Origin of the sequence: Ruminococcus sp. N15.MGS-57, from assembly GCF_000980385.1 — a bacterium.
Taxonomy (GTDB): domain Bacteria; phylum Bacillota; class Clostridia; order Oscillospirales; family Ruminococcaceae; genus Hominimerdicola; species Hominimerdicola aceti.
In genome coordinates, this window is the sequence record NZ_LARF01000002.1 from 40,602 (window position 1) to 64,928 (window position 24,327).

At 41.7% G+C, this 24,327-nt stretch carries 25 protein-coding genes and 2 riboswitches; of the genes, 24 read left to right on the plus strand and 1 reads right to left on the minus strand.

Annotation, left to right across the window (positions count from 1 at the left end; all coding sequences use genetic code 11):
- The first annotated feature begins 10 nt into the window (after positions 1 to 10).
- The 22 genes from topA (at position 11) to WS40_RS00710 (ending at position 21,545) form a co-directional block, all read left to right on the plus strand.
- Positions 11 to 2,101, plus strand: coding sequence for a type I DNA topoisomerase (gene topA, locus WS40_RS00605; protein WP_046439302.1), 2,091 nt, complete (start codon positions 11 to 13; stop codon positions 2,099 to 2,101).
- Entirely contained in the window at positions 2,091 to 3,407 is a 1,317-nt protein-coding gene (trmFO, locus tag WS40_RS00610; RefSeq protein WP_046439304.1) for a methylenetetrahydrofolate--tRNA-(uracil(54)-C(5))-methyltransferase (FADH(2)-oxidizing) TrmFO, read from the plus strand. The genes topA and trmFO overlap by 11 nt, the downstream gene beginning before the upstream one ends.
- 10 nt (positions 3,408 to 3,417) lie before the next feature.
- Positions 3,418 to 4,428: a phosphate acyltransferase PlsX gene (plsX, locus tag WS40_RS00615; RefSeq protein ID WP_046439360.1), complete on the plus strand. Its 1,011-nt coding sequence runs from the start codon at positions 3,418 to 3,420 to the stop codon at positions 4,426 to 4,428.
- A complete protein-coding gene (rnc, locus tag WS40_RS00620; protein ID WP_022286874.1) occupies positions 4,428 to 5,126 on the plus strand; it encodes a ribonuclease III in 699 nt (232 codons plus the stop codon). The genes plsX and rnc overlap by 1 nt, the downstream gene beginning before the upstream one ends.
- Positions 5,113 to 6,138: an elongator complex protein 3 gene (locus WS40_RS00625; RefSeq protein ID WP_046439306.1), complete on the plus strand. Its 1,026-nt coding sequence runs from the start codon at positions 5,113 to 5,115 to the stop codon at positions 6,136 to 6,138. The genes rnc and WS40_RS00625 overlap by 14 nt, the downstream gene beginning before the upstream one ends.
- Positions 6,138 to 9,704, plus strand: coding sequence for a chromosome segregation protein SMC (smc, locus tag WS40_RS00630; RefSeq protein ID WP_046439308.1), 3,567 nt, complete (start codon positions 6,138 to 6,140; stop codon positions 9,702 to 9,704). The genes WS40_RS00625 and smc overlap by 1 nt, the downstream gene beginning before the upstream one ends.
- A 10-nt stretch (positions 9,705 to 9,714) precedes the next feature.
- The gene (gene ftsY, locus WS40_RS00635; protein ID WP_046439310.1) at positions 9,715 to 10,620 is read left to right on the plus strand and encodes a signal recognition particle-docking protein FtsY; all 906 of its coding nucleotides are present in this window, start codon (positions 9,715 to 9,717) and stop codon (positions 10,618 to 10,620) included.
- Positions 10,621 to 10,670: 50 nt separating this feature from the next.
- Positions 10,671 to 11,171 (plus strand): isochorismatase family protein, encoded by a 501-nt coding sequence (locus WS40_RS00640; protein WP_022286878.1) that lies wholly within the window; start codon positions 10,671 to 10,673, stop codon positions 11,169 to 11,171.
- 10 nt (positions 11,172 to 11,181) lie between these two features.
- Complete coding sequence (gene rdgB, locus WS40_RS00645) at positions 11,182 to 11,760, plus strand: RdgB/HAM1 family non-canonical purine NTP pyrophosphatase (protein ID WP_046439313.1); 579 nt, start codon at positions 11,182 to 11,184, stop codon at positions 11,758 to 11,760.
- An 18-nt stretch (positions 11,761 to 11,778) separates the two neighbouring features.
- Positions 11,779 to 12,075, plus strand: coding sequence for a YhbY family RNA-binding protein (locus WS40_RS00650; protein WP_022286880.1), 297 nt, complete (start codon positions 11,779 to 11,781; stop codon positions 12,073 to 12,075).
- Positions 12,075 to 12,692, plus strand: a complete 618-nt coding sequence (gene nadD, locus WS40_RS00655; protein WP_046439315.1) for a nicotinate (nicotinamide) nucleotide adenylyltransferase — start codon at positions 12,075 to 12,077, stop codon at positions 12,690 to 12,692. The genes WS40_RS00650 and nadD overlap by 1 nt, the downstream gene beginning before the upstream one ends.
- On the plus strand, positions 12,682 to 13,260 hold the full coding sequence (gene yqeK, locus WS40_RS00660; protein ID WP_046439317.1) for a bis(5'-nucleosyl)-tetraphosphatase (symmetrical) YqeK: 579 nt from the start codon (positions 12,682 to 12,684) through the stop codon (positions 13,258 to 13,260). The genes nadD and yqeK overlap by 11 nt, the downstream gene beginning before the upstream one ends.
- Positions 13,261 to 13,271: 11 nt before the next feature.
- On the plus strand, positions 13,272 to 13,649 hold the full coding sequence (gene rsfS / locus WS40_RS00665) for a ribosome silencing factor (protein WP_022286883.1): 378 nt from the start codon (positions 13,272 to 13,274) through the stop codon (positions 13,647 to 13,649).
- A 36-nt stretch (positions 13,650 to 13,685) separates the two neighbouring features.
- Positions 13,686 to 16,094: a leucine--tRNA ligase gene (leuS, locus tag WS40_RS00670; RefSeq protein ID WP_046439319.1), complete on the plus strand. Its 2,409-nt coding sequence runs from the start codon at positions 13,686 to 13,688 to the stop codon at positions 16,092 to 16,094.
- 258 nt (positions 16,095 to 16,352) lie between these two features.
- Positions 16,353 to 16,526, plus strand: coding sequence for a 30S ribosomal protein S21 (gene rpsU / locus WS40_RS00675; protein WP_002847085.1), 174 nt, complete (start codon positions 16,353 to 16,355; stop codon positions 16,524 to 16,526).
- Positions 16,527 to 16,588: 62 nt separating this feature from the next.
- The gene (locus WS40_RS00680) at positions 16,589 to 17,068 is read left to right on the plus strand and encodes a YqeG family HAD IIIA-type phosphatase (protein ID WP_046439324.1); all 480 of its coding nucleotides are present in this window, start codon (positions 16,589 to 16,591) and stop codon (positions 17,066 to 17,068) included.
- Positions 17,069 to 17,092: 24 nt separating this feature from the next.
- Complete coding sequence (locus WS40_RS00685) at positions 17,093 to 17,947, plus strand: TIM barrel protein (protein ID WP_046439326.1); 855 nt, start codon at positions 17,093 to 17,095, stop codon at positions 17,945 to 17,947.
- Positions 17,948 to 17,965: 18 nt separating this feature from the next.
- A complete protein-coding gene (aroQ, locus tag WS40_RS00690) occupies positions 17,966 to 18,424 on the plus strand; it encodes a type II 3-dehydroquinate dehydratase (protein ID WP_022286887.1) in 459 nt (152 codons plus the stop codon).
- Complete coding sequence (locus WS40_RS00695) at positions 18,399 to 19,481, plus strand: aminopeptidase P family protein (protein WP_046439328.1); 1,083 nt, start codon at positions 18,399 to 18,401, stop codon at positions 19,479 to 19,481. Before aroQ ends, WS40_RS00695 begins: the two co-directional genes overlap by 26 nt.
- A gap of 139 nt (positions 19,482 to 19,620) precedes the next feature.
- Positions 19,621 to 20,178, plus strand: coding sequence for an elongation factor P (efp, locus tag WS40_RS00700; RefSeq protein ID WP_022286889.1), 558 nt, complete (start codon positions 19,621 to 19,623; stop codon positions 20,176 to 20,178).
- 39 nt (positions 20,179 to 20,217) lie between these two features.
- Complete coding sequence (locus tag WS40_RS00705; protein WP_046439330.1) at positions 20,218 to 20,661, plus strand: CD1247 N-terminal domain-containing protein; 444 nt, start codon at positions 20,218 to 20,220, stop codon at positions 20,659 to 20,661.
- 30 nt (positions 20,662 to 20,691) lie between these two features.
- Positions 20,692 to 20,824: riboswitch (FMN riboswitch) on the plus strand.
- Between the two features lie 97 nt (positions 20,825 to 20,921).
- A complete protein-coding gene (locus WS40_RS00710) occupies positions 20,922 to 21,545 on the plus strand; it encodes an ECF transporter S component (RefSeq protein WP_022286891.1) in 624 nt (207 codons plus the stop codon).
- Positions 21,546 to 21,611: 66 nt separating this feature from the next.
- Here the strand turns inward: WS40_RS00710 and metK are convergent, their stop codons facing one another.
- Positions 21,612 to 22,784 (minus strand): methionine adenosyltransferase, encoded by a 1,173-nt coding sequence (gene metK, locus WS40_RS00715; RefSeq protein WP_038671975.1) that lies wholly within the window; start codon positions 22,782 to 22,784, stop codon positions 21,612 to 21,614.
- 87 nt (positions 22,785 to 22,871) lie between these two features.
- Positions 22,872 to 22,970: riboswitch (SAM riboswitch) on the minus strand.
- Positions 22,971 to 23,137: 167 nt separating this feature from the next.
- On the opposite strand from metK, the gene WS40_RS00720 reads away from it, so the two are divergent.
- Both WS40_RS00720 and WS40_RS00725 read left to right on the plus strand, forming a co-directional pair.
- Positions 23,138 to 23,722, plus strand: coding sequence for a chromate transporter (locus WS40_RS00720; RefSeq protein ID WP_081855986.1), 585 nt, complete (start codon positions 23,138 to 23,140; stop codon positions 23,720 to 23,722).
- Positions 23,719 to 24,285 carry a chromate transporter gene (locus WS40_RS00725; protein WP_022286894.1) on the plus strand — a complete coding sequence of 189 codons (567 nt, stop codon included), beginning with the start codon at positions 23,719 to 23,721 and terminating at the stop codon, positions 24,283 to 24,285. Before WS40_RS00720 ends, WS40_RS00725 begins: the two co-directional genes overlap by 4 nt.
- The last annotated feature ends 42 nt before the right edge of the window (positions 24,286 to 24,327 follow it).

Genomic DNA, 24,327 nt, shown 5'->3' on the forward strand with positions numbered 1-24,327 from the left:
GAGAATAGATTTGTCTAATTTGATCATAGTTGAGTCACCAACGAAGATAAAAACAATTAAGCGTTATCTTAGCGATGATTATGAAGTCGTGGCTTCAAAAGGTCATGTCCGTGACCTGCCAAAATCAAAGCTGGGCGTCGATATAGATAATAATTTTGAACCTAAATATGTCAATATAAAAGACAAAGAGGGCGTTATAAAAGATATAAAAAAGCTTGCAAAGAAAAGCGACCATGTTTATCTTGCAGGAGACCCTGATCGAGAGGGAGAAGCCATTTCATGGCATCTTGCATTGCTTTTGGGCCTTGATTTGAATGATAAAAACCGAGTAACTTTCAACGAACTTACTGAAACTGGTATCAAAGCTGGAATGAGCCACCCACGTTCTATTGATATAAACCTTGTTAATGCACAGCAGGCAAGACGTATCCTTGACAGACTTGTGGGCTATAAGCTTTCACCTTTTCTTTGGAGAAAGATAAGAAAAGGACTTTCAGCGGGCAGAGTTCAGTCTGTCGCAGTTAAAATGATATGCGACAGAGAAAACGAGATAAGGGCATTTGTATCTCAGGAATATTGGTCCATTGACGGAAAATTTTCCGCAAACGGCGAAAGAAAGACCTTTGCTGCAAAGCTTAATACAGTTGACGGAGAAAAGCCAGAGTTGAAAAATAAAGAGCAGGCTGACGAGATACTGAAAAGACTTGAGGGTGCCGAGTTTGTTATCGACAAGGTAAAAAAGAGCGTTCACAGAAAATCTCCTGCCGCACCATTCACCACCTCGACTTTACAGCAGGAAGCGTCAAGACGTCTCAGCTTTCAGGCGAGAAGAACGATGAAAACTGCTCAGGAGCTTTATGAGGGTGTTGAGATAAACGATATGGGTCAGACAGGTCTTATCACCTATATGCGTACCGACAGCCTTAGAATTTCTGATGAAGCAAGAGCAGCGGCATATGATTTTATCAGAAAAAAATATGGCGATAAGTATATCCCTGACACACCGAAAAAATATAAAACTAAGGGCAACGCTCAGGACGCTCACGAAGCCATCCGACCAACACACCCAGAGGTAACACCTGATATGGTAAAGGCAAGCGGAGTGACGAGTGACCAGTACAAGCTTTATAAACTCATTTGGGAGAGATTTATAGCTTCTCAGATGTCAAACTGCCTTATGGACACTGTTTCTGTTGATATCTCTGCAAACGGTTGTAACTTCAAGGCAACAGGCTATTCTGTAAAGTTCGACGGATTTACTGTTCTTTATGAAGAGGCTAAAGACGATGAGGGTGAAAAGAAAAACGTGCTTCCTCCAATAAAATCCGGTGATTCAATAAAGGTGCGTAACCTTGAAGGAAATCAGCATTTCACTCAGCCACCTGCAAGATACACAGAAGCGACCCTCGTAAAAGCGTTTGAGGAAACAGGCATCGGCAGACCTTCGACTTATGTTCCAACTATTACAACCATAATAAACAGAAATTATGTTGAGCGTGACGGAAAACAGCTTAAGCCGACTTCGCTTGGCGAAGTAACAAACCAGCTTATGAGCGAGCATTTTGATAAAATAGTTGATGTTAAGTTTACTGCAAACATGGAGAAATCTCTTGACGAAGTGGAAAATGGCAAGAAAAGTTGGGTAAAAACTTTGCAGGACTTTTATAGTGACTTCGACGAGGAATTGACTGAAGCCGAGGAAGCCATGGACGGGAAGCGTATCAAAGTGCCTGACGAAGAAACAGATCAGGTGTGCGAGCTTTGCGGCAAACCTATGGTAATAAAGATAGGCAGATATGGCAAATTTATGGCTTGCTCAGGTTTTCCTGAGTGCAAGAATACCAAGAAAATAGTTCAGGAAACAGGCGGAATTTGCCCTTACTGCGGAAAGAAAGTGCTTTTGAAAAAGTCCAAAAAGGGCAAAAAGTATTACGGCTGTGAGGACAATCCTGAGTGCAAGTTCATGACATGGGACGTTCCTACCGAAGAGAAATGCCCTAAGTGTGGCAGTACGCTTTTCCAGAAAGGCGGAAAGAACGGAATACTCATTTGCCATAAGCCTGATTGCGGATATGAAAGGAATTTATCTAATGGCGGTTAAGGTAATAGGTGCAGGACTTGCAGGCTGTGAAGCTGCGTGGCAGTTAGCCCAAGCAGGAATAGACGTTGAGCTTTATGAAATGAAGCCGAAAAAGTTTACGCCTGCCCATAAATATAAGGGCTTTGCAGAGCTTGTCTGCTCAAATTCATTGAAAGCGGACAGAATAGATTCAGCTGCAGGTATGCTAAAAGAGGAAATGCGCAGGCTTGGCTCTGTCACAATGGAATGTGCAGCTGAAACTAAGGTATCAGCAGGCGGAGCACTTGCTGTTGACAGGGAAAAGTTTTCCGATATGGTCACGGCAAAGATAATGGAAAATCCTCACATCACTGTTATTGAGGAAGAAGTCACAGATATACCTGATGGCGATGTTATAATCGCAACAGGTCCTCTTACAAGCGATGGGCTTGCAGAGAGTATCGGCAAAATATGCGGTGATTATCTGTATTTTCATGATGCTGCCGCACCTATCGTCACATATGAAAGTCTTGATAAGGATAAGGTGTTTTTTGCTTCGAGATATGGCAAGGGCGAGGCTGATTATATAAACTGCCCTATGAATAAGGAAGAATATCTCAGGTTCTATAATGAACTTATCAATGCGGAATCCGCTCCGCTCCATGATTTTGATAAGGAGCACTTTTCAAAGGACGGGTTCAAGGTGTATGAAGGCTGTATGCCGGTTGAGGTCCTTGCCAAAAGAGGAGAGGACACAATGCGTTTTGGACCATTGAAGCCTGTGGGTTTGACAGATCCACGAACAGGAAACAGACCTTATGCTGTCGTTCAGCTTCGTGCAGAGAACGCAGAGGGAAGTCTGTATAACCTTGTGGGCTTTCAAACAAACCTTAAATTTGGTGAGCAGAAAAGAGTATTTTCTCTTATCACAGGACTTGAAAATGCAGAATTTATACGCTATGGAGTTATGCATAGAAACACTTTCATCAATTCGCCTAAGCTCTTAAATCCGCAGTTTAATATGCGAGATAGAGAAAACCTTTATTTTGCAGGTCAAATGACAGGCGTTGAGGGATATATCGAATCGGCGGCAAGCGGAATTTTTGCAGGGTTAAGCATGGCAAGACGTTTGCAGGGCAAGCCTGCGGTTACCTTGCCTGATACCACAATGCTGGGTGCGCTTTCAAAGTATATAAGCGATCCTACTGTGGAGAAGTTCCAGCCTATGGGATGTAATATGGGTATCCTGCCTGAACTGCCCGAACGTATAAGAGATAAGAAACTGAAATATAAGATGATAGCTGAAAGGGGTCTTGCAGACCTTGACAAGGCTATTGAGGAATTTTAAGGAGAATGTTATGAACATAGTAATTGACGCTTTCGGCGGAGATAACGCACCTCTCGAAGTCATAAAAGGTTCAATTGACGCACAGAAAGATTTCGGTGTTGACGTTACTCTTGTTGGTGATGAAGAAAAAATAAAAAAATGTGCACAGGAAAACGGACTTGATATCACAGCTTTACATATCAAGCACGCTGATACTGTTATCGAGATATGTGAAGAGCCTACAGAAGTAATCAAGAGCAAGAAGGATTGTTCAATGGCTGTGGGCATGAAAATGCTTGCAGACGGCGAGGGCGACGCTTTCGTTTCAGCTGGCTCAACAGGCGCACTTGTAGTTGGAGCAACGTTTATCGTAAAGAGAATAAAGGGAATCAAAAGACCAGCTCTTGCAACAATACTTCCTACGGCAACGACGCCTACGATGCTTCTTGACAGCGGTGCAAACGCAGACTGCCGTCCTGAAATGCTTACTCAGTTTGGAATAATGGGTTCGGCTTATATGAACAAGATACTTGGTGTTAAGTCACCAAGAGTAGGTCTTGCAAATATTGGTGCAGAGGAGTCAAAGGGCAGAGAGCTGGAGCTTGAAACTTACAAGCAGTTGAAAAACGCACCTGTAAACTTTGTTGGAAATATCGAAGCAAGACAGCTTCCTATGGGCGATTGTGACGTATGCGTGGCTGACGGCTTCTGCGGAAACCTTATGCTCAAGCTTTACGAGGGCATGGCAAAATTCTTCTCAGGGGAACTTAAAACGCTTCTGACTAAGGATACAAAGTCAAAGATCGCTGCTCTTATGGTAATGAAGAATGTTAAAGAATTCAAGAAAAAGGTAGACTACTCTGAGTATGGCGGAGCGCCTCTACTTGGTACTGCAAAGCCTGTTATCAAGGCACATGGCTCATCAAATGCAAGAGCATTCTATAACGCTATCAGACAAGCAAAACAATTTACTGAAACTAATGTGATAGACGAGATCACAACTGCTATCGAGCAGTTGAAAAGCAAACAGGAGATGTTATAATGGACGAGCAAAAGGCTCTTAAAGAGTTTCAGGAAAGAATAGGTTATCAATTCAAAGACGAAAAGCTCCTTTACGAAGCTCTTTCCCATTCATCATTTGCAAATGAAAACAAGAAGGCAAGAAACAGCAATGAAAGGCTTGAATTTCTTGGAGATTCAGTGCTTTCTATAGTTGTGTCAGATCACATTTTCGAGCATTACAAGCATATGCCTGAGGGCGAGCTGACAAAAATGAGAGCTTCACTTGTGTGCGAAAAAGCATTGTTTGAGTTCTCAAAGAAAATAGAACTTGGCAAGTATATCTTTCTCGGAAAAGGCGAGGAGATAACAGGGGGCAGAGAAAGACCGTCAATTATTTCAGACGCTTTTGAAGCAGTTATCGCTGCAATTTATCTTGACGGTGGTATCGAGCCTGTTTCAAAATATATACTTTCATTCATACCTGAAAATATCACGCCTGATGGAGTTGTTTTTCATGATTACAAGACTATTCTTCAGGAGATAATCCAGAAAAATCCTGAGGAGAGAATAGAATATCACCTTAAAGGCGAGTCAGGTCCTGACCATAATAAAAAATTTACTGTTCAGGTACTTTTGAATACGAATGTTATCGGCGAGGGTACAGGCAGATCGAAAAAGACCGCTGAACAGTTGGCGGCTAAAGAAGCATTGGAACTAATGGGTTATGGGGCACAGTAATATATCTGTCTTCGTGCCGCATATAGGCTGTCCGCATATGTGTGCGTTCTGCAATCAGCGCACCATAACTGGTACAGAGAAGATACCGCACGCTGATGATGTGAAGCGTATCTGCACACAGGCAATGAACGAAGTCAAGGACGTTTCACAGACGGAGATAGCCTTTTTCGGTGGTAGCTTTACAGCAGTGCCGAGAGAATATATGCTCGAACTTCTTGGTGCAGCGCAGGAGTTTATAGGCAACGACAAATTCAAGGGTATAAGGATATCCACCAGACCTGACTATATCAGCACTGAGATACTTGACATTCTCAGAGATAATCACGTTACGGCTATCGAGCTTGGCGCACAGTCTATGTCAGATGTTGTTCTTGAAGCCAACGAGCGTGGACATACTGTTCAGGACGTCGAAAACGCTGCAAAGCTTATAAAAAGCTATGGTTGCTTTGACCTTGGTCTGCAAATGATGATAGGACTTTATAAAAGCAACCGTGAAACTGAGCTGGAAACTTGGTCGAAGATAGCGGCGCTGTCTCCTAAAACAGTACGTATTTATCCCGTTGTTATCCTTAATGGTACAAGGCTCGGAGAGCTTTACAAAAGTGGCGAATATAAGCCTATGGACTTTGACGAGGTAGTGAAAATCTGTTCTTATCTTCTCACAGAAGCCGATAAACTTGGTATAGATGTTATAAAGCTTGGTCTGCACGCAAGCGAGGTCGTGGAGGAGCAAATGTTGGGCGGATTTTATCACCCTGCATTCCGAGAACTTTGCGAAGGCAGAAATTACCGCAGTCTTATAGCAGAAGAGCTTGAAAAGCATGGCAATATAAGCGATATAGCTTCCGTTGTGATATCTGTACCGAAAAGGCAGATAAGCAAGGCAATAGGTCAGAAAAAAGCTAATATAGAATATTTCAAAGATCTTGGTGTCAATATAAAAATTGTAGGTCACGAGGGCAGCGATAAAATAAAGATAAACGAAATCATAATGAGGGGTGGTGAAAAATAATGTATCTTAAATCACTTGAATTGCAGGGCTTTAAGTCTTTTCCAGATAAAATAGAGCTGAAATTCAATAAGGGTATCACCGCAGTTGTCGGTCCTAACGGCTCAGGCAAGAGTAATATCGGTGACGCTATGCGCTGGGTAATGGGCGAGCAATCTTCCAAAGCCCTGAGAGGTGAAAAAATGGCTGGCGTTATTTTTCACGGCACTCAAACTAGACCAAAAGCGCCTTTTGCTCAGGTAACTATCACCATAGACAACGAGGACGGTGCACTTGAATATGACAGCGACACCGTGTCAGTATCACGAAAGCTTTACCGCAATGGCGACAGCTTTTACATGATAAACGGTAAAGAAGTAAATTTAAAGGATATCGTGGAACTGTTTATGGACACCGGTCTTGGCAGGGATGGTTATTCGATAATCGGTCAGGGCAGGATAGCAGATATCGTAAACGGAAAATCCAATGACCGCCGTGAGATATTTGAAGAAGCGGCAGGTATTTCAAAATTCCGTTCAAAGAAAAAAGAAGCCGAAAAAAAGCTTGCGGCGGCTGAGGATAATCTCTCTCGTATCAATGACATCATGGGAGAGATAGAAGGACGAATAGGTCCGCTTAAAGCGCAGGCTGAAAAGGCGGAGAAGTTCAGAGTCCTTGATGAAGAAAAGAGAAAGCTGGAAGTCTCCGTATGGGTGCATAAACTCAACAAGTATATGAGCCAAATAGCAGGTTATGAGGAGAAGCTTTCTGCTGTAAAAAAAGAGTACGAGGTCATCACGCAGGAGCTTGAAAGCATTGAAGATGATATAAATGACAGCTTTGCAAAGAGCGCTGAAAAATCTGAGCTTGCTGACAGCTACAAAAATCAGATACATCAGGTGGAGCTTGAAAACTCTCAGGCACTGTCAAAGATCGCAGTATATGAGAATGATATTTCTCACCTTGAAGATAATATTTTGAAGCTTAAAGAGCAGATAAGTGAGTCCAACTCATCAAAATACTATCTTGAGGCTGAGCTGAAAACACGCAGACAGGAGCTTGAAGAACTCGACGAGAAAAAAGCAAAGCAGCAGGAAGCCGTAGATTGTAAGGAAAAAGAGCTTTCTGAGCTTATTGATAAAACTGCATTATCTGACAAGTCGGTAAGTGAAGCTGGAAGCTTTATAAATGAGCTTTACATGAAAAAGTCGGAAGTTTCATTCAGACTTGAAAATTCTAAAAACAACCTTTCGGATATTGATGAGCAGATCGAAAATTCTTTTGAAAGAAAAAAACAGCTTGAAGAACATTCAAAACTTTCTTCAAAGGAATTAAAGGAACTGCGTGAATCAAAATGCAAAGCTGACGAAAACAAGCAGGAGCTTACAAACCGCATGAGCGGACTTGCAAAGCTTCTTGAAACTAGAAACACAAAGCTCTCAGAATGTCGCAAAAATCTCACAGATACGGAAATACAGCTCCGTGACGTTGAGAACAGGATAAAGACTATAGCCGACCTTGAAAACTCCATGGAGGGCTTTCAGTTCAGCGTAAAGCATATAATGAAAGCCTCACAGCAGGGTAGGATAAGCGGCATTTGCGGTACTGTTTCTCAGCTTATATCTGTTGAAACAAAATACTCTGTAGCCATTGAAACTGCGTTGGGTGGGGCACTTCAGAACATTGTCGTAAACAATGAGGACTCTGCTAAGAGAGGTATCAGGCTTCTGAAAGAGAACAGAGCAGGCCGTGCAACATTTCTGCCTGTTACATCAGTTCGAGGAAACAGGCTAAATATGCCGCAACTTGAAAATGAGGACGGCTTTGTGGCTCTAGGCTGTGAGCTTGTTAAGTATGACAGCCAGTTTGAGGGCGTAATCAACAGCCTTTTAGGCAGGATATGTATAGCAGAGGATATCGATAGTGCAACCCTTATCGCAAAGAAATACGGCTATAAATTCCGCATCGTTACCCTGGACGGACAGGTGATAAACGCGGGCGGCTCATTCACAGGAGGAAGCGTTTCCAAACAGACAGGTCTGCTTACAAGAAAAAATGAAGCGGAAGCACTTGCTAAAAAGAAAACAGCACTTGAAAACTCCTTTACAGGGCTTAAACAGCATGTTGAGAAGCTAAATCAAGAGGTTTCAAAATACACCGCTGATACCGAGGGACTAAGGGAAAAGCTTTCACAGGTAAACAGCGATATACTCCGTTTTGAAATGGAAATAAAGCGTGTTTCAGAGTATTATTCTGACTATGAAAACAAGCTTGATGAGATAGAAACATTTATCGAAACGCTGAAAAATAAATACAAGATAGTAAGCGGAGATATCGACAAGGCTCAGACAGAACTTTCAGAGATCGAAGCTGAGATATCAGATAATGAAGCCAAGCTTGCCGACTCTCAGAACGAGCAGGCAGAACTTAAAAATAAGCGTGAACAGCTCAGCGAAGAGCTTTCGCAAATGAAGATAATGGCGGCAGAGTTATCCAAAGACCTTGATGCCTGCAAGCTTTCAATATCACAGCTTGAAGAAACTATCGGCGACAGTGATACTGACAGCGGCAAGTTGAACGATAATATCTCCGAGTGTGAAAAGAAAATAGCCGAGAAGAAAGAGCTTATTTTTCAGACCAAACAGGAACTCAGTGGTGCTGACGAAAAGATAGCCGCCGCACAGAAAATGGCGGAGCAGGCTCAGCGTGAGCATATTGAGCTTGACAATGCAGCAAACAAACTTCGCACCAAGCAGAAGCACAAAATGGACGAGAAGGAAACACTTTCAGGTCAGATTACAAGAGCGGAGGAACAGAAAAAATCTGTTACTGCAGGCTTTGATAAGCTTGTGGCACAGCTTTGGGACGATTATGAGCTTACAAGAAGCGACGCTGCAGAGATAGCCGAGGATATTGTGGATATAACGGTAGCTAATAGGCGACTCAACGAACTTCGTGGAAAGATAAGAAATCTTGGAAGCGTAAACCTTGGAGCTATAGAGGAATACGCAGAAGTGTCACAGCGACACGAATTTCTCACAGGTCAGCTTAATGACGTAAATACGTCAAAAACAGAACTTGAAAAACTTATCGAGGATCTGACAGAAAATATGAAGAATATGTTCACCGACAGCTTTGAACGTATAAATGCGAACTTCAAGAAAATTTTCACCGAGCTTTTCGGTGGTGGTCAGTGCGAGCTTATTCTCACAGATCCAAACAATGTCCTTGAATGTGGTATTGAGATAAACGTTCAGCCGCCAGGCAAGGTCATAACAAACCTTATGTCCCTTTCAGGCGGTGAGCAGGCTCTGGTGGCTATTGCAATTTATTTTGCAATCCTGAAAATTTCTCCATCACCTTTCTGTCTTCTCGATGAGATAGAAGCGGCGCTTGATGATGTGAACGTAAGTAAATATGCACAATATCTGCACCACCTTACAGATAAAACACAGTTTATCACCATTACTCACAGACGTGGAACGATGGAAGAAGCTGACGTTCTGTATGGCGTAACGATGCAAGAAAAGGGTGTTTCCAAGCTTCTTAAAATGGACGTTTCGGAAACACGTCAAATGAAACTTGAATAGGAGTGAAGAAATGGGATTTTTTGAAAAGCTGAAAAATGGTCTTAAAAAGACTAAAGACTCAATGATGGGCAGAATAGAAAGTCTGCTCCATTCATTCAGCAAAATAGATGAAGATCTTTTTGAGGAGCTTGAAGAAACGCTTATCCTCTGCGATATCGGTGTTACAACTTCTGAAAAGATATGCGATAAGCTCAGACAGAAAGTCAAGCAGGAGGGTGTTAAAGAGCCTGAAAAAATCAAGGATATGCTTAAAGAGATAATCACAGAAATGCTCGGTGAGGATCAGAAGCTCGATATGTCAACAATACCGTCAGTTATACTGGTTATCGGAGTAAACGGTGTTGGCAAAACAACAACTATCGGTAAGCTTGCTTATCAGCTTCACAAACAAGGCAAAAAGGTTATCGTTGCGGCGGCTGATACTTTCAGAGCGGCTGCTATTGACCAGCTCGAAGTGTGGACAGAGCGTGCAGGGGTAGACATAATCAAGCACAACGAAGGTTCAGACCCTGCTTCCGTGGTATTTGACGCACTGGTGGCGGCTAAGGCAAGACAGGCTGACGTTGTTATATGCGATACCGCAGGACGTCTTCACAATAAGAAAAACCTTATGGACGAGCTGAAAAAGATATCCCGTATAGTTCACCAGCAGGCAGAGGGCTGCGCTCTCGAAGTTCTGCTTGCGCTTGACGCTACAACGGGACAGAACGCAGTTAATCAGGCAAGACAGTTCAACGAAGTAGCTGATATAACGGGTATTATTCTTACCAAGCTTGACGGCACAGCCAAGGGTGGAATAATTATCAGCATAACCGATGATCTGCAAGTGCCTGTAAAGCTTGTTACAGTAGGCGAAAAAATAGACGACATACAGCCGTTTTCAGCAAGAGATTTTGTTGAAGCGCTGTTTGAATAATAGAATATTGGATTAGACACTTAAAAGTATAAAATCAGGGGGAATTTTTTATGGATAAGGTTTTGTTTGTAGTTGATATGCAGGAAATGTATGTAGGAAGGGGCAGAGATAAAACCACATACTCATATGATGCCGAATCACTTATCGACGCCATAAACAAGCGTATCTCTGCTTATAAAGCTGAGGAGGTCTTTTATATCGTCAGCTACAAAAAGGGACTTTTGGGTGGAGGAATGCCCAAAGAGGGAACACCTGCGGCTAGCTTTCCAGCAAAGCTGAAAGTTGTATCCAAAAATATTTATTCCAAAAGCAAGCCCGATGCTTTTTCAAACGTTGCTCTTGAAGATTTTATGAGAGCAAGGAATGTGAAAGAGATAGAATTTGTAGGTGTTGATGGTGGTATCTCCGTTATCAACACTGCAATAGGTGCTATTGAATGTGGAATGAAAGTTGTTTTCAACGAAGAATGTATCGGTACAGTTTTCAAAGATAAGGCAAACAAATGCCGTGAAAAATTAAAGAAAAATAAGGTAACTTATATACACAACTAAAGGAGAAAAAATGAAACTTGTTATTGCAAGCAACAATAAAGGCAAGATAAGAGAATATAAACAGATTCTTGAGCCGCTTGGTTATGAGGTGTTCTCGCAATCAGAGGCAGGTCTGATACTTGATGTTGAGGAAACAGGCACTACTTTTGCTGAAAACTCTGCACTAAAAGCAAGAGCTGCATTCAAGCTTTGCGGCTGTGCTGTACTTGCAGACGACAGCGGTCTTGAGATAGACGCCCTGGATGGTGAGCCTGGAGTATATTCAGCAAGATATGGCGGACTCGAAACTGATGATGAGCGTACCGCTCTTGTGCTTAAAAAAATGAAAGAAATACCTGATGATAAAAGGGGAGCACACTTTACCTGTACAATACACTTTATCAAAGCAGACGGTGAAGAGATAGCCGTTGAGGGAAAAGTATTCGGTAAGATAGCTCATGAGCCTGTTGGCAGAAACGGTTTCGGCTATGACCCTATTTTCATGTATGGGAACAAGAGCTTTGCTCAGGTGGACTCAGAAACAAAGAATACCGTTTCCCATAGAGCAAACGCACTGAAAGCTTTGCTTGAACAGCTCACAAAGCAGTAAACTGAAAGGATTTAGATTATGATTACAACTAAACAAAGAGCAGAACTTAAAGGTATGGCTTCGCTTATACAGCCTGCTTTTCAGATAGGCAAGGGCGGAGTTAATGACGCTCAGGTGGCACAGATAGACGATTATCTGAGAGTTCACGAGCTTGTAAAAATAAAGGTGCTTGACAACTCAATGTACACCGCAAGGGAAGCCGCAGAGGAGATCGCTGAAAAGATATCTGCTGAAGTCGTTCAGGTAATAGGCTCAAAGGCGGTACTTTATAAACGCAATGAGAAGCAGCCTGTTATAAAATTAAAGTCAAAGTAATGAAAATAGGTGTTTTCGGCGGCACGTTCAATCCTGTTCACTTAGGGCATTTAAATTGCCTTAAAAGCGTAGCGGAGCAGGCGGGTCTTGACAAGATGATCGTCATGCCTGACAGAATACCTCCACATAAGCAAGCGGAGGACTTAGCTTCCTCTGAGGATAGGTTGAATATGTGCAGACTTGCTTTTGCAGATATCCCATGTGTGGAAATATCCGATTGGGAACTTAAGCAAGAGGGCAAAAGCTATTCAGTGATAACACTCAGACATCTAAAAGAGATATATCCACATGATAAGCTGTTTTTTATAATGGGCAGTGATATGTTGCTTTCATTTGAAGAATGGTATCAGTATAAGGAGATATTATCACTTTCGGCACTTATCTGCGTTGCACGCTCGCATGAGGACATTGACCACATAGAGGTGAAAGCCAAACAGCTCAAAGCCGAGGGTGGAGAGATAATCATAGTAAAAACTGACCCATTTGAGGTGTCTTCAACTGAGATACGTCAAATGCTCAAAAAAAATGTTGATTGCTCTTGCTATTTGAGTGAAAATGTTGTACAATATATAGTGGACAAAAATTTGTATAACCGAGGTTTTCTAAGTGGCAGATAAAAAAACAATAGGCATTTATAAAGCATACCTAAAAGAACATTTATCAAAAAAGAGATACACACACTCTATGAACGTGGCAAATTCCGCTGTGGAGCTTGCAAAAAGATATGGTGCTGACGCAGACAAGGCTTATGTTGCAGGACTTTTGCATGATGTTGCAAAAGAGATACCAGCATTGGAGCTTGCGGCTATAGTTTCTAAATCTTCACTTGATGTGTGCGATATAGAGAAAAAGGCTGTTCCTCTGTTTCACGGTATTGCAGGGGCAGAGCTTGTGCAGACGCTTTTTGATATCCATGATCCTGAGATAATCTCAGCTATACGCTATCATACAGTTGCCTGTGGCAATATGCCCAAGCTTAGCCAGATAGTATATCTTGCAGACCTTATTTCTGCGGACAGGGATTATAAAGACGTAAAGAAAATGAGAAAGTATGCCGAACAAAGCTTGGAGAAAGCAATGTTTGAGGCTTTGAAATTCTCAATAAAAGACTCAGTGGAAAAGGGTAATACTATCCCTGTTTCCACACTTGAAGCATATAATGATTTTGCCGATAATTCAAAATAAAGGAGATTTTTATGGATAATATTTCACAGAATGAAAAGCTGTCAACTATTGTTAAAGCTCTTGATTCAAAAAGAGCAGAGGACATCAGGATAATAAAGATCGGTGACCTGACTATAGTTGCGGATTATTTTGTTATAGCAAATGGTACTTCAAGCACTCAGACAAAGGCCCTTGCTGAGGAAGTTGAGTTCAAAATGAGCCAGCTTGGCATTGAACCTAACAGAACAGAGGGCTATCAGGGTGCAACTTGGGTCGTACTTGATTACGGTGATATCATAGTTCATGTTTTCTATAAGGAAACAAGAGATCATTACAATCTTGAAAGACTATGGTCTGACGGCAAGGATATCGACGTAAAGCAGTTCTTACCAGACGAGCCACAGGATTAATTTTGACAATTATAATTTAACAAAGGATTGATAAAGATGAAAGAATACAATTTTTCGGCCATAGAAAGCAAATGGCAGAAATACTGGGACGAGCATAAGACCTTTGAGGCAAGCAATGACTTTTCGAAGAAAAAATTTTACGGACTTGTAGAGTTTCCTTATCCGTCAGGTCACGGTATGCATGTTGGACACATCAAGGCTTATTCTGGTCTAGAAGTTGTAAGCCGTAAAAGACGTTTGCAGGGCTATAATGTTCTTTTCCCTATAGGCTTTGACGCTTACGGTCTGCCTACAGAGAACACAGCTATTAAAACAGGTGTTCACCCAAGAAAAGTAACTGACGACAACATTAAGAAGTTCACGGGGCAGCTCAAAAGAGTAGGTTTTTCATTCGATTGGTCAAGAGTTATTGATACGACCGACGAAAACTACTATAAGTGGACACAGTGGATATTCCTTAAAATGTTTGAGAACGGTCTTGTTTTCAGAGATAAGACTCTCGTAAATTATTGCCCAAGCTGTAAGGTCGTTCTTTCAAATGAGGACTCACAGGGCGGTCACTGCGATGTTTGCCACAGCGAGATAGTTCAGAAAACTAAAGAAGTATGGTATCTGAGGATCACAGAATACGCTGACAAGCTTCTTCAGGGACTTGAAGAAGTTGACTATCTGCCTAACATCAAACTCCAGCAGCAGAATTGGATAGGAAAATCAACAGGTGCTTTTGTAAACTTCAAGATCAAAGAGCAGGACGAGCAGCTCAAGATCTACACTACACGTCCTGACACACTTTACGGCGTCACATTCATGGTAATCGCTCCTGAACATCCTATCATCCAGAAATACAGAAATAGTATTGCAAACATTGCTGACCTTGACGCTTATAAGACAGAGTGTGCAAAGAAGAGCGAATTTGAGAGAACTCAGCTCGTTAAGGATAAAACAGGCGTTAAGATAGATGGTCTGACAGCTATCAATCCTATCACAGGCAAAGAGATACCTATCTACATCTCAGACTATGTTATGATGGGATACGGCACAGGCGCTATCATGGCTGTACCTGCTCACGATACCAGGGACTATGATTTTGCAAAGAAGTTCGGCATTGACATAATCGAAGTCATCAAGGGCGGCGACATTTCTAAGGAAGCCTACACAGGCGACGGCGAAATGGTCAACTCTGGTGAGCTTAACGGCATAACAAACAAGAAAGAAGCTATTGAAAAGATGCTTACTGTTCTTGAAAAACTGGGCTGCGGTGAAAAGGGCGTTCAGTATAAGATGAAAGACTGGGCTTTCAATCGTCAGAGATATTGGGGCGAGCCTATCCCGATAGTACATTGCCCTCACTGCGGAATGGTCGCTGTGCCATATGATGAGCTTCCACTTAAATTGCCACCGGTAGAGAACTTTGAGCCTGGTACAGACGGCGAAAGCCCTCTGGCTAAGATAGACTCTTTCGTACACTGCAAATGTCCTAAGTGTGGCTGTGACGCAAAGAGAGAAACAGATACAATGCCACAGTGGGCTGGTTCTTCATGGTACTTCCTGCGTTATTGCGATCCTAACAACAATGATGAGTTTGCTTCACAGGAAGCACTGAAATATTGGATGCCTGTTGATTGGTATAACGGTGGTATGGAGCACGTTACACGTCATATGATCTATTCACGTTTCTGGCACAAGTTCCTCTACGATCTCGGTCTTGTACCAACTTCAGAGCCTTATGCAAAGAGAACAGCTCAGGGTCTTATCCTTGGACCTGATGGTGAGAAGATGAGTAAGTCAAGAGGAAACGTTGTTGACCCTAACGATGTTGTTGACGAATACGGTGCAGATGTTCTCAGACTTTATGTTCTGTTCATGGGTGACTATGAAAAGGCAGCTCCATGGAGCGAGAGCAGTGTTAAGGGCTGTAAGAGATTTGTGGACAGAATTTGGGCTTTGCAGGATAAGGTAGTTGACAGCGACGAGTACAGCGACAAGCTGAGATCACTCATGCACAAGACTATCAAGAAGGTATCAGATGATATCGAGTCAATGAAGTTCAATACTGCTATTGCCGCAATGATGACGCTTCTTAATGAGATATATAATGTTGGTTCTATCACAAAGAAAGAGTTCAGAGATCTTCTTATCATACTCAATCCTTTTGCACCTCATGTTACAGAAGAACTTTATCAGATGATCGGTTGCGAGGGAGTTCTTGACGAGCAGGAGTGGGTAACATATGATGAAGCACTCTGCAAGGACGATACTATCGAGATCGTTTGTCAGATAAACGGCAAGGTAAAATCCAAGCTCACAATACCTACAGACGCAGCTAAGGACGACGTTATCGCACTTGCTAAGGCTGACGAAGCTATCGTTAAGGCAACGGAAGGCAAAAATATAGTCAAGGAAATCTATGTTCCTAACAAGCTTGTAAATCTGGTTGTAAAGTAAGCGAAAATTTCCTCAGAAAAATCAAAAAAAGAGCCAGAAAGCTATTGACTTTTTGGTGGAAATATAGTATAATTAAATTTGTAATTATATCGGTTTTATAAATTCCGCAGATTAAAGACAGAGCGGTCCGAAAGAGTAGGACTGGGGGAACGTAAAGCGTTTCAGTTTGCTTTTGCAGACACCTTCACTATCACCGTTGATTTTCGGAAATTCCGATAGAATTGCCTCTGTCACAGGTGGCAAAGGGAGGGAATAATTTTGGCAGAAATCCGTGTTGGAAAGAACGAAACTTTGGATACAGCACTTAAGCGTTTCAAGAGATCATGTGCAAGAGACGGCGTTATCGCAGAGGTTCGTAAAAGAGAACACTACGAAAAGCCTTCGGTAAAGCGTAAGAAGAAGTCCGAAGCTGCTCGTAAGCGTAAATACTAATATGTAATTAAAGGCGGGCATTTTTATGTCCGCTTTTTATTTTATACTACAGGAGTTTTTTTATGTTCAAACCAACTTATGTTTTTGACAAGGTAGGAGAGATAACCCCCGATTTTCTTGCTAAAAAGCATATCAAGGGGCTGCTCCTCGATCTTGATAATACGCTGACAACACATAACAATCCCGTTCCCCCGCAGTCGAGTCTTGATTGGCTTGCTAAGATGAAAGCGGCAGGGATAAAGCTTATGATCGTTTCAAACAATCATGCTCCAAGGGTAAAGCCTTTTGCAGAGCAGTTGGAGCTTGACTTTGTACCTGAAGGCAAAAAACCGCTGACCTTTGGATATACCAAAGCTATAGCTAAGCTGGGGCTTAATAAGAAACATGTTGCGGCTGTGGGTGATCAGATATTCACTGACGTGCTTGGCTCAAATCTAAAAGGTATACGCTCCATATTTGTGTTCCCAATAGAGCCTGAAACGAGCTTGCCATTTCGATTTAAAAGAGCCTGTGAAAAGCCGTTTTTACCAAAGCTCAAATAGCATAAAACGAAAGGAATGATACTAATGTCGGCAAAATTCGGACCTGCGGGAAACAGCGAGGCTTTTTCCATTAAATATAAAACAACACTTCAAGCTCCGGGATATCTCGAAGCAATGGGGCTTGACCACTATGAATATCAGTGTGGCAGGGGAGTTAAGGTCTCCGATAAAATAGCTTTTGCCTTGAAAGATAAGGCTAAAGAGCATAATATCACGCTTTCGCTCCATGCGCCGTATTTTATTTCGCTTTCAAGCCTTGAAGCTGAAAAGCGTGATAACAGCATAAATTATATTCTGCAATCCTGTGACGCTGCAAGCAGAATGGGTGCTGATAGAATAGTTATCCATTCAGGAAGCTGTGCGAAAATAAGCAGAGAGGACGCTTTGGAACTTGCTAAAGATACTCTCACAAGGGCTAGAAAAGCAGCCGTTGAGCAGGGCTTTGAGCATATCGTCTTTTGCCCTGAAACTATGGGCAAGGTAAATCAGCTTGGTAACTTAACAGAAGTGCTGGAGCTTTGCAAGCTTGATGATACGTTCCTGCCGACAATAGATTTCGGACATCTTAACGCAAGAGAGTTCGGCTATATAAAAGGTAAGGCAGAGTATGAGAAAATGCTTGATGAAGTGGAAAATGCTATCGGTCACGACAGGCTGAAAATATTCCACAGCCATTTTTCTAAGATAATGTTTACAAATCCAGGCGGCGAGAAAAAGCACCTGACTTTCGACGATAATCAAGGCTTTGGACCTGACTATGAGCCGCTTATGGAGATAGTCGCAAAGAAAGATCTTTCACCTATATTCGTCTGTGAAAGTGCAGGCACTCAGGACAAAGACGCACTGACAATGAAGAATTATTATTTGTCGGTGAAATAAAGATAGGAGAGTATTTATATGAAAAAAATACTTGTTATACATGGTCCTAACCTTAATCTTCTGGGCGAGCGTGAGCCTGGAGTTTACGGTACAGATACATTCGAGAGCATAAACAACGAGATAATCGAGCATGCAATGAAATATGAGTTTCACTGCGACGTTTATCAGTCAAACCATGAGGGTGAAATAATCGACAAGCTTCACCTTGCTAGAAAAAATTATGACGGCGTTATACTTAATGCAGGCGCTTATACACACTATAGCTATGCTATCAGAGACGCCATCGCCGCAATAAAGATTCCTGTCGTTGAGGTGCATCTGAGCAATATACACTCCCGTGACGAATTCAGACACACTTCTGTTATTGCACCTGTATGCGTGGGTCAGATAAGCGGGTTCGGAAAGTATTCATACTACATGGCTGTTGACGCTTTGTATTACAAATGGAAAAATGAAAGCGGTGCAGACAATGACTGATCTTGAAAAACTTTGTTCACGAGTAACAGAAGCGGCAGATTGTGCTGTTATCACTGACGATGTGAACAGAAGATATTTCACCGCAATGAAATCAAGTGCAGGAACACTATTGGTTTTTCCAGAAAAAGCGTATTTTATCATAGATTTCAGATATATTGAAAAGGCAAAGAAAACTGTAACAGCTTGCGAGGTCATTTTGCAGGACAAGCTCTATGAGCAGATAAACAGTCTTATTGAAAAGCATGGTGCAAAAACAGTTTCTGTTAATGCCGATACCTGCACACTTTCCGAGCTTATCGCATATCAGCAAAAGCTTAATGCTGAGGTCATCGCGGACACAAAGCTTGCGGAAATAATAAGAGAGATCAGAACAATTAAATCCCAAGAGCAGATAGACAAGATAATCAAAGCACAGCGTATCGCTGAAAAGGGTTTTGCACATATGCTTGACTTTATCAAGGTCGGCAGAACTGAAAAAGAAATTCAGCTGGAGCTTGACTATTATATGCTTAAAAATGGTGCTGAAGCTCTGTCTTTTGACACTATTGCACTTTCAGGCTCTAATACTTCGTTTCCACATGGTGTACCATCTAACAAAAAAGTTGAGAGCGGTGAGTTCGTGCTTATGGATTTCGGAGCAACTTATGATGGCTGGCACAGCGATATGACTAGAACTGTATGCGTAGGCAAACCTAGTGACAAGATGAAGTCTGTATACGAAACTGTTCTTACTGCACAGCTTACAGCCCTTGACGCAGTAAAGGCAGGTATGTCAGGAAAAGCACTTGACAAAATAGCAAGGGATATCATAACTGAAGCAGGCTACAGAGATAATTTCGGCCATTCTCTCGGACATGGTGTGGGAGTTGAGATACATGAAAGCCCTTATGCTTCGCCTAGCAGGGAAGATATATTGCCTGAAAATTCGATCGTAACAGTAGAGCCAGGTATTTATCTTGAGGGCAAGTTTGGTGTAAGAATAGAAGATTTTGTTGTTGTTACAGAAAACGGCTGTATCAATATGACAAAAGCCCCTAAAGAGCTTATTTGCTTGTAATTTTTTTTGATTTTTTGGTAAAAAAGTTTTCAAAAGCTATTGCAATAAACAAATAAATATGGTAAAATAAATATAGAGGTATGCGGACATCTTGAACTGTGTACACATTAATTAAGAATGTTTATGGAGGTACTAAATAATGGTAACTGCTGGTGATTTCAGAAACGGCGTGACTTTTGAAGAGGACGGCAACGTAATGCAGATCGTTGAGTTTCAGCACGTTAAACCTGGTAAGGGTGCAGCGTTCGTCAGAGCAAAGGTTAGAAATGTAATTTCAGGTTCTGTTGTTGAAAAGACATACAATCCAACAGCTAAATTCCCAACAGCATATGTTGAGAGAAAGGATATGGAGTATTCTTACAATGACGGTGATCTTTATTATTTCATGGATCCAGAGAGCTATGAGCTTGTTCCAGTAAACAAGGCTGAGCTTTCAGATAACTTTAAGTTCGTAAAGGAAAACATGGTATGTAAGATCCTTTCTTACAAGGGTACAGTATTCGGCGTAGAGCCTCCATACTTTGTTGATCTTGAAGTAACAGAGACAGAGCCTGGTATCAAGGGCGATACAGCTACAAATGCTACAAAGCCTGCAACAGTTGAAACTGGTGCTGAGATCAGAGTTCCTCTGTTCATCAACACAGGCGATAGAATAAGAATCGATACTCGTACATGTGAGTACATGGAAAGAGCATAAGTTTTAGCCTTTACGGTTTTTAGAAACGGAGGGAATATTATGGAGCTGTCAAAGAAGGTTGCATATTTAAAGGGACTTATGGAAGGTCTTAAGATTGACGATTCCACAAACGAAGGAAAGATATTGACAATTATGGCTGATATCCTTGATGAGATGTCTGCTACAGTTGAGGATATTGCAGAAGAAGTTGACGAGACAGTTGAGCTTGTTGATACTCTTGACGAGGATCTCGGCGAGATAGAAGAGCTTATTTACGGCGACGATGATGACGATGACGACTGTGATTGTGACGACGATTGCTGCTGTGATGACGAATATGACGATGATGAGGACGCTATGTATGAGTGTGTGTGCCCTAACTGCGGTGACACAATAATGCTCGACGAGAACATTATCGCTGACGGTTCTATTGACTGTCCAAACTGTGGAGAGAGCCTTGAGTTTGATTTCTCAGAAATTGAGGACGAGGACAACGAGGATTGATCTCATAAAAAGTGTTCAGCAAAATTTAATAATGTGTTTCAGGGGTGGTGAAATTCCACACCGGAGGTGATCGAATAGTATTCGTAAGTCCTCGACCGCAGAAATGCGCTGATTCGGTGAAAATCCGAAACCGACGGTAAAGTCCGGATGGAAGAAACGACAGATCAATAACGCATGAATTGCACCCTGATTTTATTTTCAGGGTGCTTTTGCTTTTGCTGCTGTTTCTCCCGATAATTTTATTATTTGGAGGAATTAAAATGACAAGTGATAACACTATGCCAAGAAATAAAACTTTTACAACAAGAAAAATGGTAACGGTGGCAATGCTCAGCGCCATAGCTACTGTAATATATTACCTTGATTTTCCTGTGCCACTTATGCCAGGATTTATCAAGCTTGACCTTTCAAATGTTATATCCCTGCTGGCAGGTTTCTCAATGGGACCTATTGCGGGCGTGATCGTTTGCCTTATCAAGAACGTTATCCAGTTGATTATAAAGGGACTAGGCACAACAATGGGTATCGGCAACATCTTTGACTTTGTAACAAGCGCAGCTTTTGTGCTGACGGCTTCTGTTATATACCACAAGAAAAAAACCAGAAAGAATGCTATCATAAGCTGTATCATTGGCACTTTGGTTTTCACAGTAATAAGCTTGCCGTTGAATTATTTTATCGTTTATCCTATATACTTTAAAGCATTCGGCGGAGAAGCTGCTATACTCGGTATGTACCAGCAGATAATGGGTAGCGTAAAGAATATTTTCTCTGCACTGTGTATTTTCAATCTGCCTTTTACTTTTGTGAAGGGTATTATTTGTGCATTGGTCACAATTCTTATTTATAAGCCTTTGTCGCCTATTCTTAAAGGCAAAGACTAAAACAAAATTAATGCTGAACACAAAAAAGCCTTGGCAGGCACATTCCTGTCAAGGCTTTGATATTTATTATTTAACTGCTTCAAGAAGATCATTGATCTTGTCTGTCTTTTCCCAAGCTACATCAAGATCCTCACGTCCCATATGACCATAAGCTGCAAGCTGCTTGTACTGTGGCTTTCTAAGGTCAAGGCTCTTGATTATTGCAGCAGGGCGAAGGTCAAATACCTTTTCTACAGCTGCCTCTATCTTTTCATCAGAAACCTTTCCTGTGCCGTATGTGTCGACCATGATTGAAACAGGGTGAGCAACACCGATAGCATACGCAAGCTCAACCTCGCACTTCTTGGCAAGACCTGCTGCAACGATATTCTTTGCAACGTATCTTGCAGCATATGTTGCGCTTCTGTCAACCTTTGTAGGATCTTTTCCTGAGAAAGCACCACCACCATGACGAGCATATCCACCATATGTGTCAACGATTATCTTTCTTCCTGTCAGACCACTGTCGCCCTGAGGACCGCCGACTACAAATCTACCTGTTGGGTTTACAAAATAAGTAGTGTTCTCATCAAGAAGTTCAGCAGGGATAACTGTCTTTATAACGTTCTCGATAATATCTTCTCTTATCTGCTCCAGTGTTACAGCGTCATCATGCTGTGAAGAAACTACAACAGCGTCAACTCTTGTTGGCTTGCCATCATCATATTCAACTGTTACCTGAGTTTTTCCGTCCGGTCTGAGATATGGCAAAGTGCCGTTCTTTCTGACTTCTGTAAGTTTAAGAGCAAGCTTGTGAGCAAGTGATATAGGCATTGGCATAAGTTCAGGTGTTTCGTCACAAGCAAAACCGAACATGATACCCTGATCGCCTGCACCTGTATCGAATGCGTTTTCAGCTCTGCCTTCGAGAGCGTTGTCAACACCCATTGCAATATCAGGCGACTGCTTGTCTATAGTTGTGAGAACTGAACAGGTGTGTCCGTCAAAACCATACTTGGCTCTGTCATAGCCTATACCGACAACTGTATCTCTAACGATCTGTGGTATGTCGATTATAGCCTTTGTTGTTATCTCGCCCATGCACATTACTACACCTGTTGTAGTGACCGTTTCGCAGGCAACTCTTGACATAGGGTCCTGCTCCAGCAGAGCGTCAAGTATAGCGTCAGAGATCTGATCGCATATTTTGTCAGGATGTCCCTCAGTAACCGACTCAGATGTAAATAAATACTTTGACATAAAAATACCTCTTTTCTGAATATTTGTTAATCTAAAAACAGCCACAAAAAAAGCGCTTCATTCCGAAACGCTTGAAATTACTCAATTTCCTCATCTTTCGGAAATAACCGCAGGATTTAGCACCTTAACTAACGCTAGGTTGCTGGGCTTCACAGGACCTGTTTCCTCCACCACTCTTGATAAGGCTATTTAATTTTTAACAAAATATATTATACACCATATATCGACTATTGTCAACTGTTTTACACATAATTATAGATTATTTTAATGTTTCGTAATAAATCAGCAAATACTAATAAAAGCATTGACTTACTAGGACAAGTTCGTTATAATATAAAAAGAGGTGAGTTTTTTTGAAAAATGACAATTCAAATATAAGAACATTGTTTCTGACCTTTCTTAAGATAGGCGTTTTTACCTTTGGCGGAGGATATGCAATGATAGCCTTGCTAGAAACAGAATTTTGTGTGCGCAAAAATTGGCTTGATAAAAAAGAATTTCTCGATATGACAGCTATATCAGAGTCCACCCCCGGACCAACTGCTGTAAACAGTGCTACATATATCGGCTACAAAATAGGCGGTGTGCTGGGTGCTATTGCGGCAACTGTCGGTGTGTGCATACCGTCGTTTTTTATAATCTACATAATATCACTTTTCTTTGACAAATTTCTGTCTTTAAAAGTAGTCTACGCTGGATTCCGTGGCATTCAGGTGGGCGTAATATATCTCATACTTACTGCAGGACTAAGAATGTTGAAAGCACTTGATAACACATTGCTTGACAAAATTATAATTCTTGGAGTTTTCATAATGATGATACTTTTCACACTTTTTTCTGTGAAGTTTTCATCAGTATTTTATATTATCATAAGTGGTGCTGTGGGCATTGCCGTGTATCTGATTAAAACCCTCAGAAAGAGAAGTACAATAAAATGATATATCTCAAACTTTTTCTCATTTTTCTGGAAATAGGCGCAGTGTCATTCGGCGGAGGATACGGAATGATATCCATTATCCGTGAAAAAGTTCTTACCTTTGGCTGGCTCAGTGAGGACGAATTTGTGAACTTTATTGCCGTATCTGAGTCCACACCTGGACCACTTGCCGTGAACATGGCGACCTTTGTAGGCTCATCGCAGGCAGGTTTCATAGGCGGATTGATAGCCACTCTTGGCGTTGTGTTGCCTTCGTTCGTGATAATATTCATCATAGCTTCGATCATGAAGGATTTGCTGAAATACTCAGGGGTAAAAGCAATGCTTTCAGGCATTCGTCCTTGCGTTGTTGCAATGATACTCGCCACTGGCATTACAATGGCTTTATCTTCACTGCTAAATATCACCACCATAAATTCAAAGCCTGCTTTTGACTATAAAGCGTTGATAATATTCCTGCTCATAGCCTTGGCAGATGTGCTTCTTTTGAAACTGAAGAAATTCAAGCTCTCACCGATCACAATTATCGTAAGCTCCGCCTTTCTTGGCATAATATTCTATTAAAAAAAGCTGTAACACCGCAAAGTGCTACAGCTTTTAATATTT

Excerpts from the sequence above, each read along its gene's own strand:
- trmFO (WP_046439304.1), top strand. The coding sequence starts at position 2,091 with ATGGCGGTTAAGGTAATAGGTGCAGGACTTGCAGGCTGTGAAGCTGCG.
- plsX (WP_046439360.1), top strand. The coding sequence starts at position 3,418 with ATGAACATAGTAATTGACGCTTTCGGCGGAGATAACGCACCTCTCGAA.
- rnc (WP_022286874.1), top strand. The coding sequence starts at position 4,428 with ATGGACGAGCAAAAGGCTCTTAAAGAGTTTCAGGAAAGAATAGGTTAT.
- WS40_RS00625 (WP_046439306.1), top strand. The coding sequence starts at position 5,113 with ATGGGGCACAGTAATATATCTGTCTTCGTGCCGCATATAGGCTGTCCG.
- smc (WP_046439308.1), top strand. The coding sequence starts at position 6,138 with ATGTATCTTAAATCACTTGAATTGCAGGGCTTTAAGTCTTTTCCAGAT.
- ftsY (WP_046439310.1), top strand. The coding sequence starts at position 9,715 with ATGGGATTTTTTGAAAAGCTGAAAAATGGTCTTAAAAAGACTAAAGAC.
- WS40_RS00640 (WP_022286878.1), top strand. The coding sequence starts at position 10,671 with ATGGATAAGGTTTTGTTTGTAGTTGATATGCAGGAAATGTATGTAGGA.
- rdgB (WP_046439313.1), top strand. The coding sequence starts at position 11,182 with ATGAAACTTGTTATTGCAAGCAACAATAAAGGCAAGATAAGAGAATAT.
- WS40_RS00650 (WP_022286880.1), top strand. The coding sequence starts at position 11,779 with ATGATTACAACTAAACAAAGAGCAGAACTTAAAGGTATGGCTTCGCTT.
- nadD (WP_046439315.1), top strand. The coding sequence starts at position 12,075 with ATGAAAATAGGTGTTTTCGGCGGCACGTTCAATCCTGTTCACTTAGGG.
- rsfS (WP_022286883.1), top strand. The coding sequence starts at position 13,272 with ATGGATAATATTTCACAGAATGAAAAGCTGTCAACTATTGTTAAAGCT.
- leuS (WP_046439319.1), top strand. The coding sequence starts at position 13,686 with ATGAAAGAATACAATTTTTCGGCCATAGAAAGCAAATGGCAGAAATAC.
- WS40_RS00680 (WP_046439324.1), top strand. The coding sequence starts at position 16,589 with ATGTTCAAACCAACTTATGTTTTTGACAAGGTAGGAGAGATAACCCCC.
- WS40_RS00685 (WP_046439326.1), top strand. The coding sequence starts at position 17,093 with ATGTCGGCAAAATTCGGACCTGCGGGAAACAGCGAGGCTTTTTCCATT.
- aroQ (WP_022286887.1), top strand. The coding sequence starts at position 17,966 with ATGAAAAAAATACTTGTTATACATGGTCCTAACCTTAATCTTCTGGGC.
- WS40_RS00695 (WP_046439328.1), top strand. The coding sequence starts at position 18,399 with ATGAAAGCGGTGCAGACAATGACTGATCTTGAAAAACTTTGTTCACGA.
- efp (WP_022286889.1), top strand. The coding sequence starts at position 19,621 with ATGGTAACTGCTGGTGATTTCAGAAACGGCGTGACTTTTGAAGAGGAC.
- WS40_RS00705 (WP_046439330.1), top strand. The coding sequence starts at position 20,218 with ATGGAGCTGTCAAAGAAGGTTGCATATTTAAAGGGACTTATGGAAGGT.
- WS40_RS00710 (WP_022286891.1), top strand. The coding sequence starts at position 20,922 with ATGACAAGTGATAACACTATGCCAAGAAATAAAACTTTTACAACAAGA.
- metK (WP_038671975.1), bottom strand. The coding sequence starts at position 22,784 with ATGTCAAAGTATTTATTTACATCTGAGTCGGTTACTGAGGGACATCCT.
- WS40_RS00725 (WP_022286894.1), top strand. The coding sequence starts at position 23,719 with ATGATATATCTCAAACTTTTTCTCATTTTTCTGGAAATAGGCGCAGTG.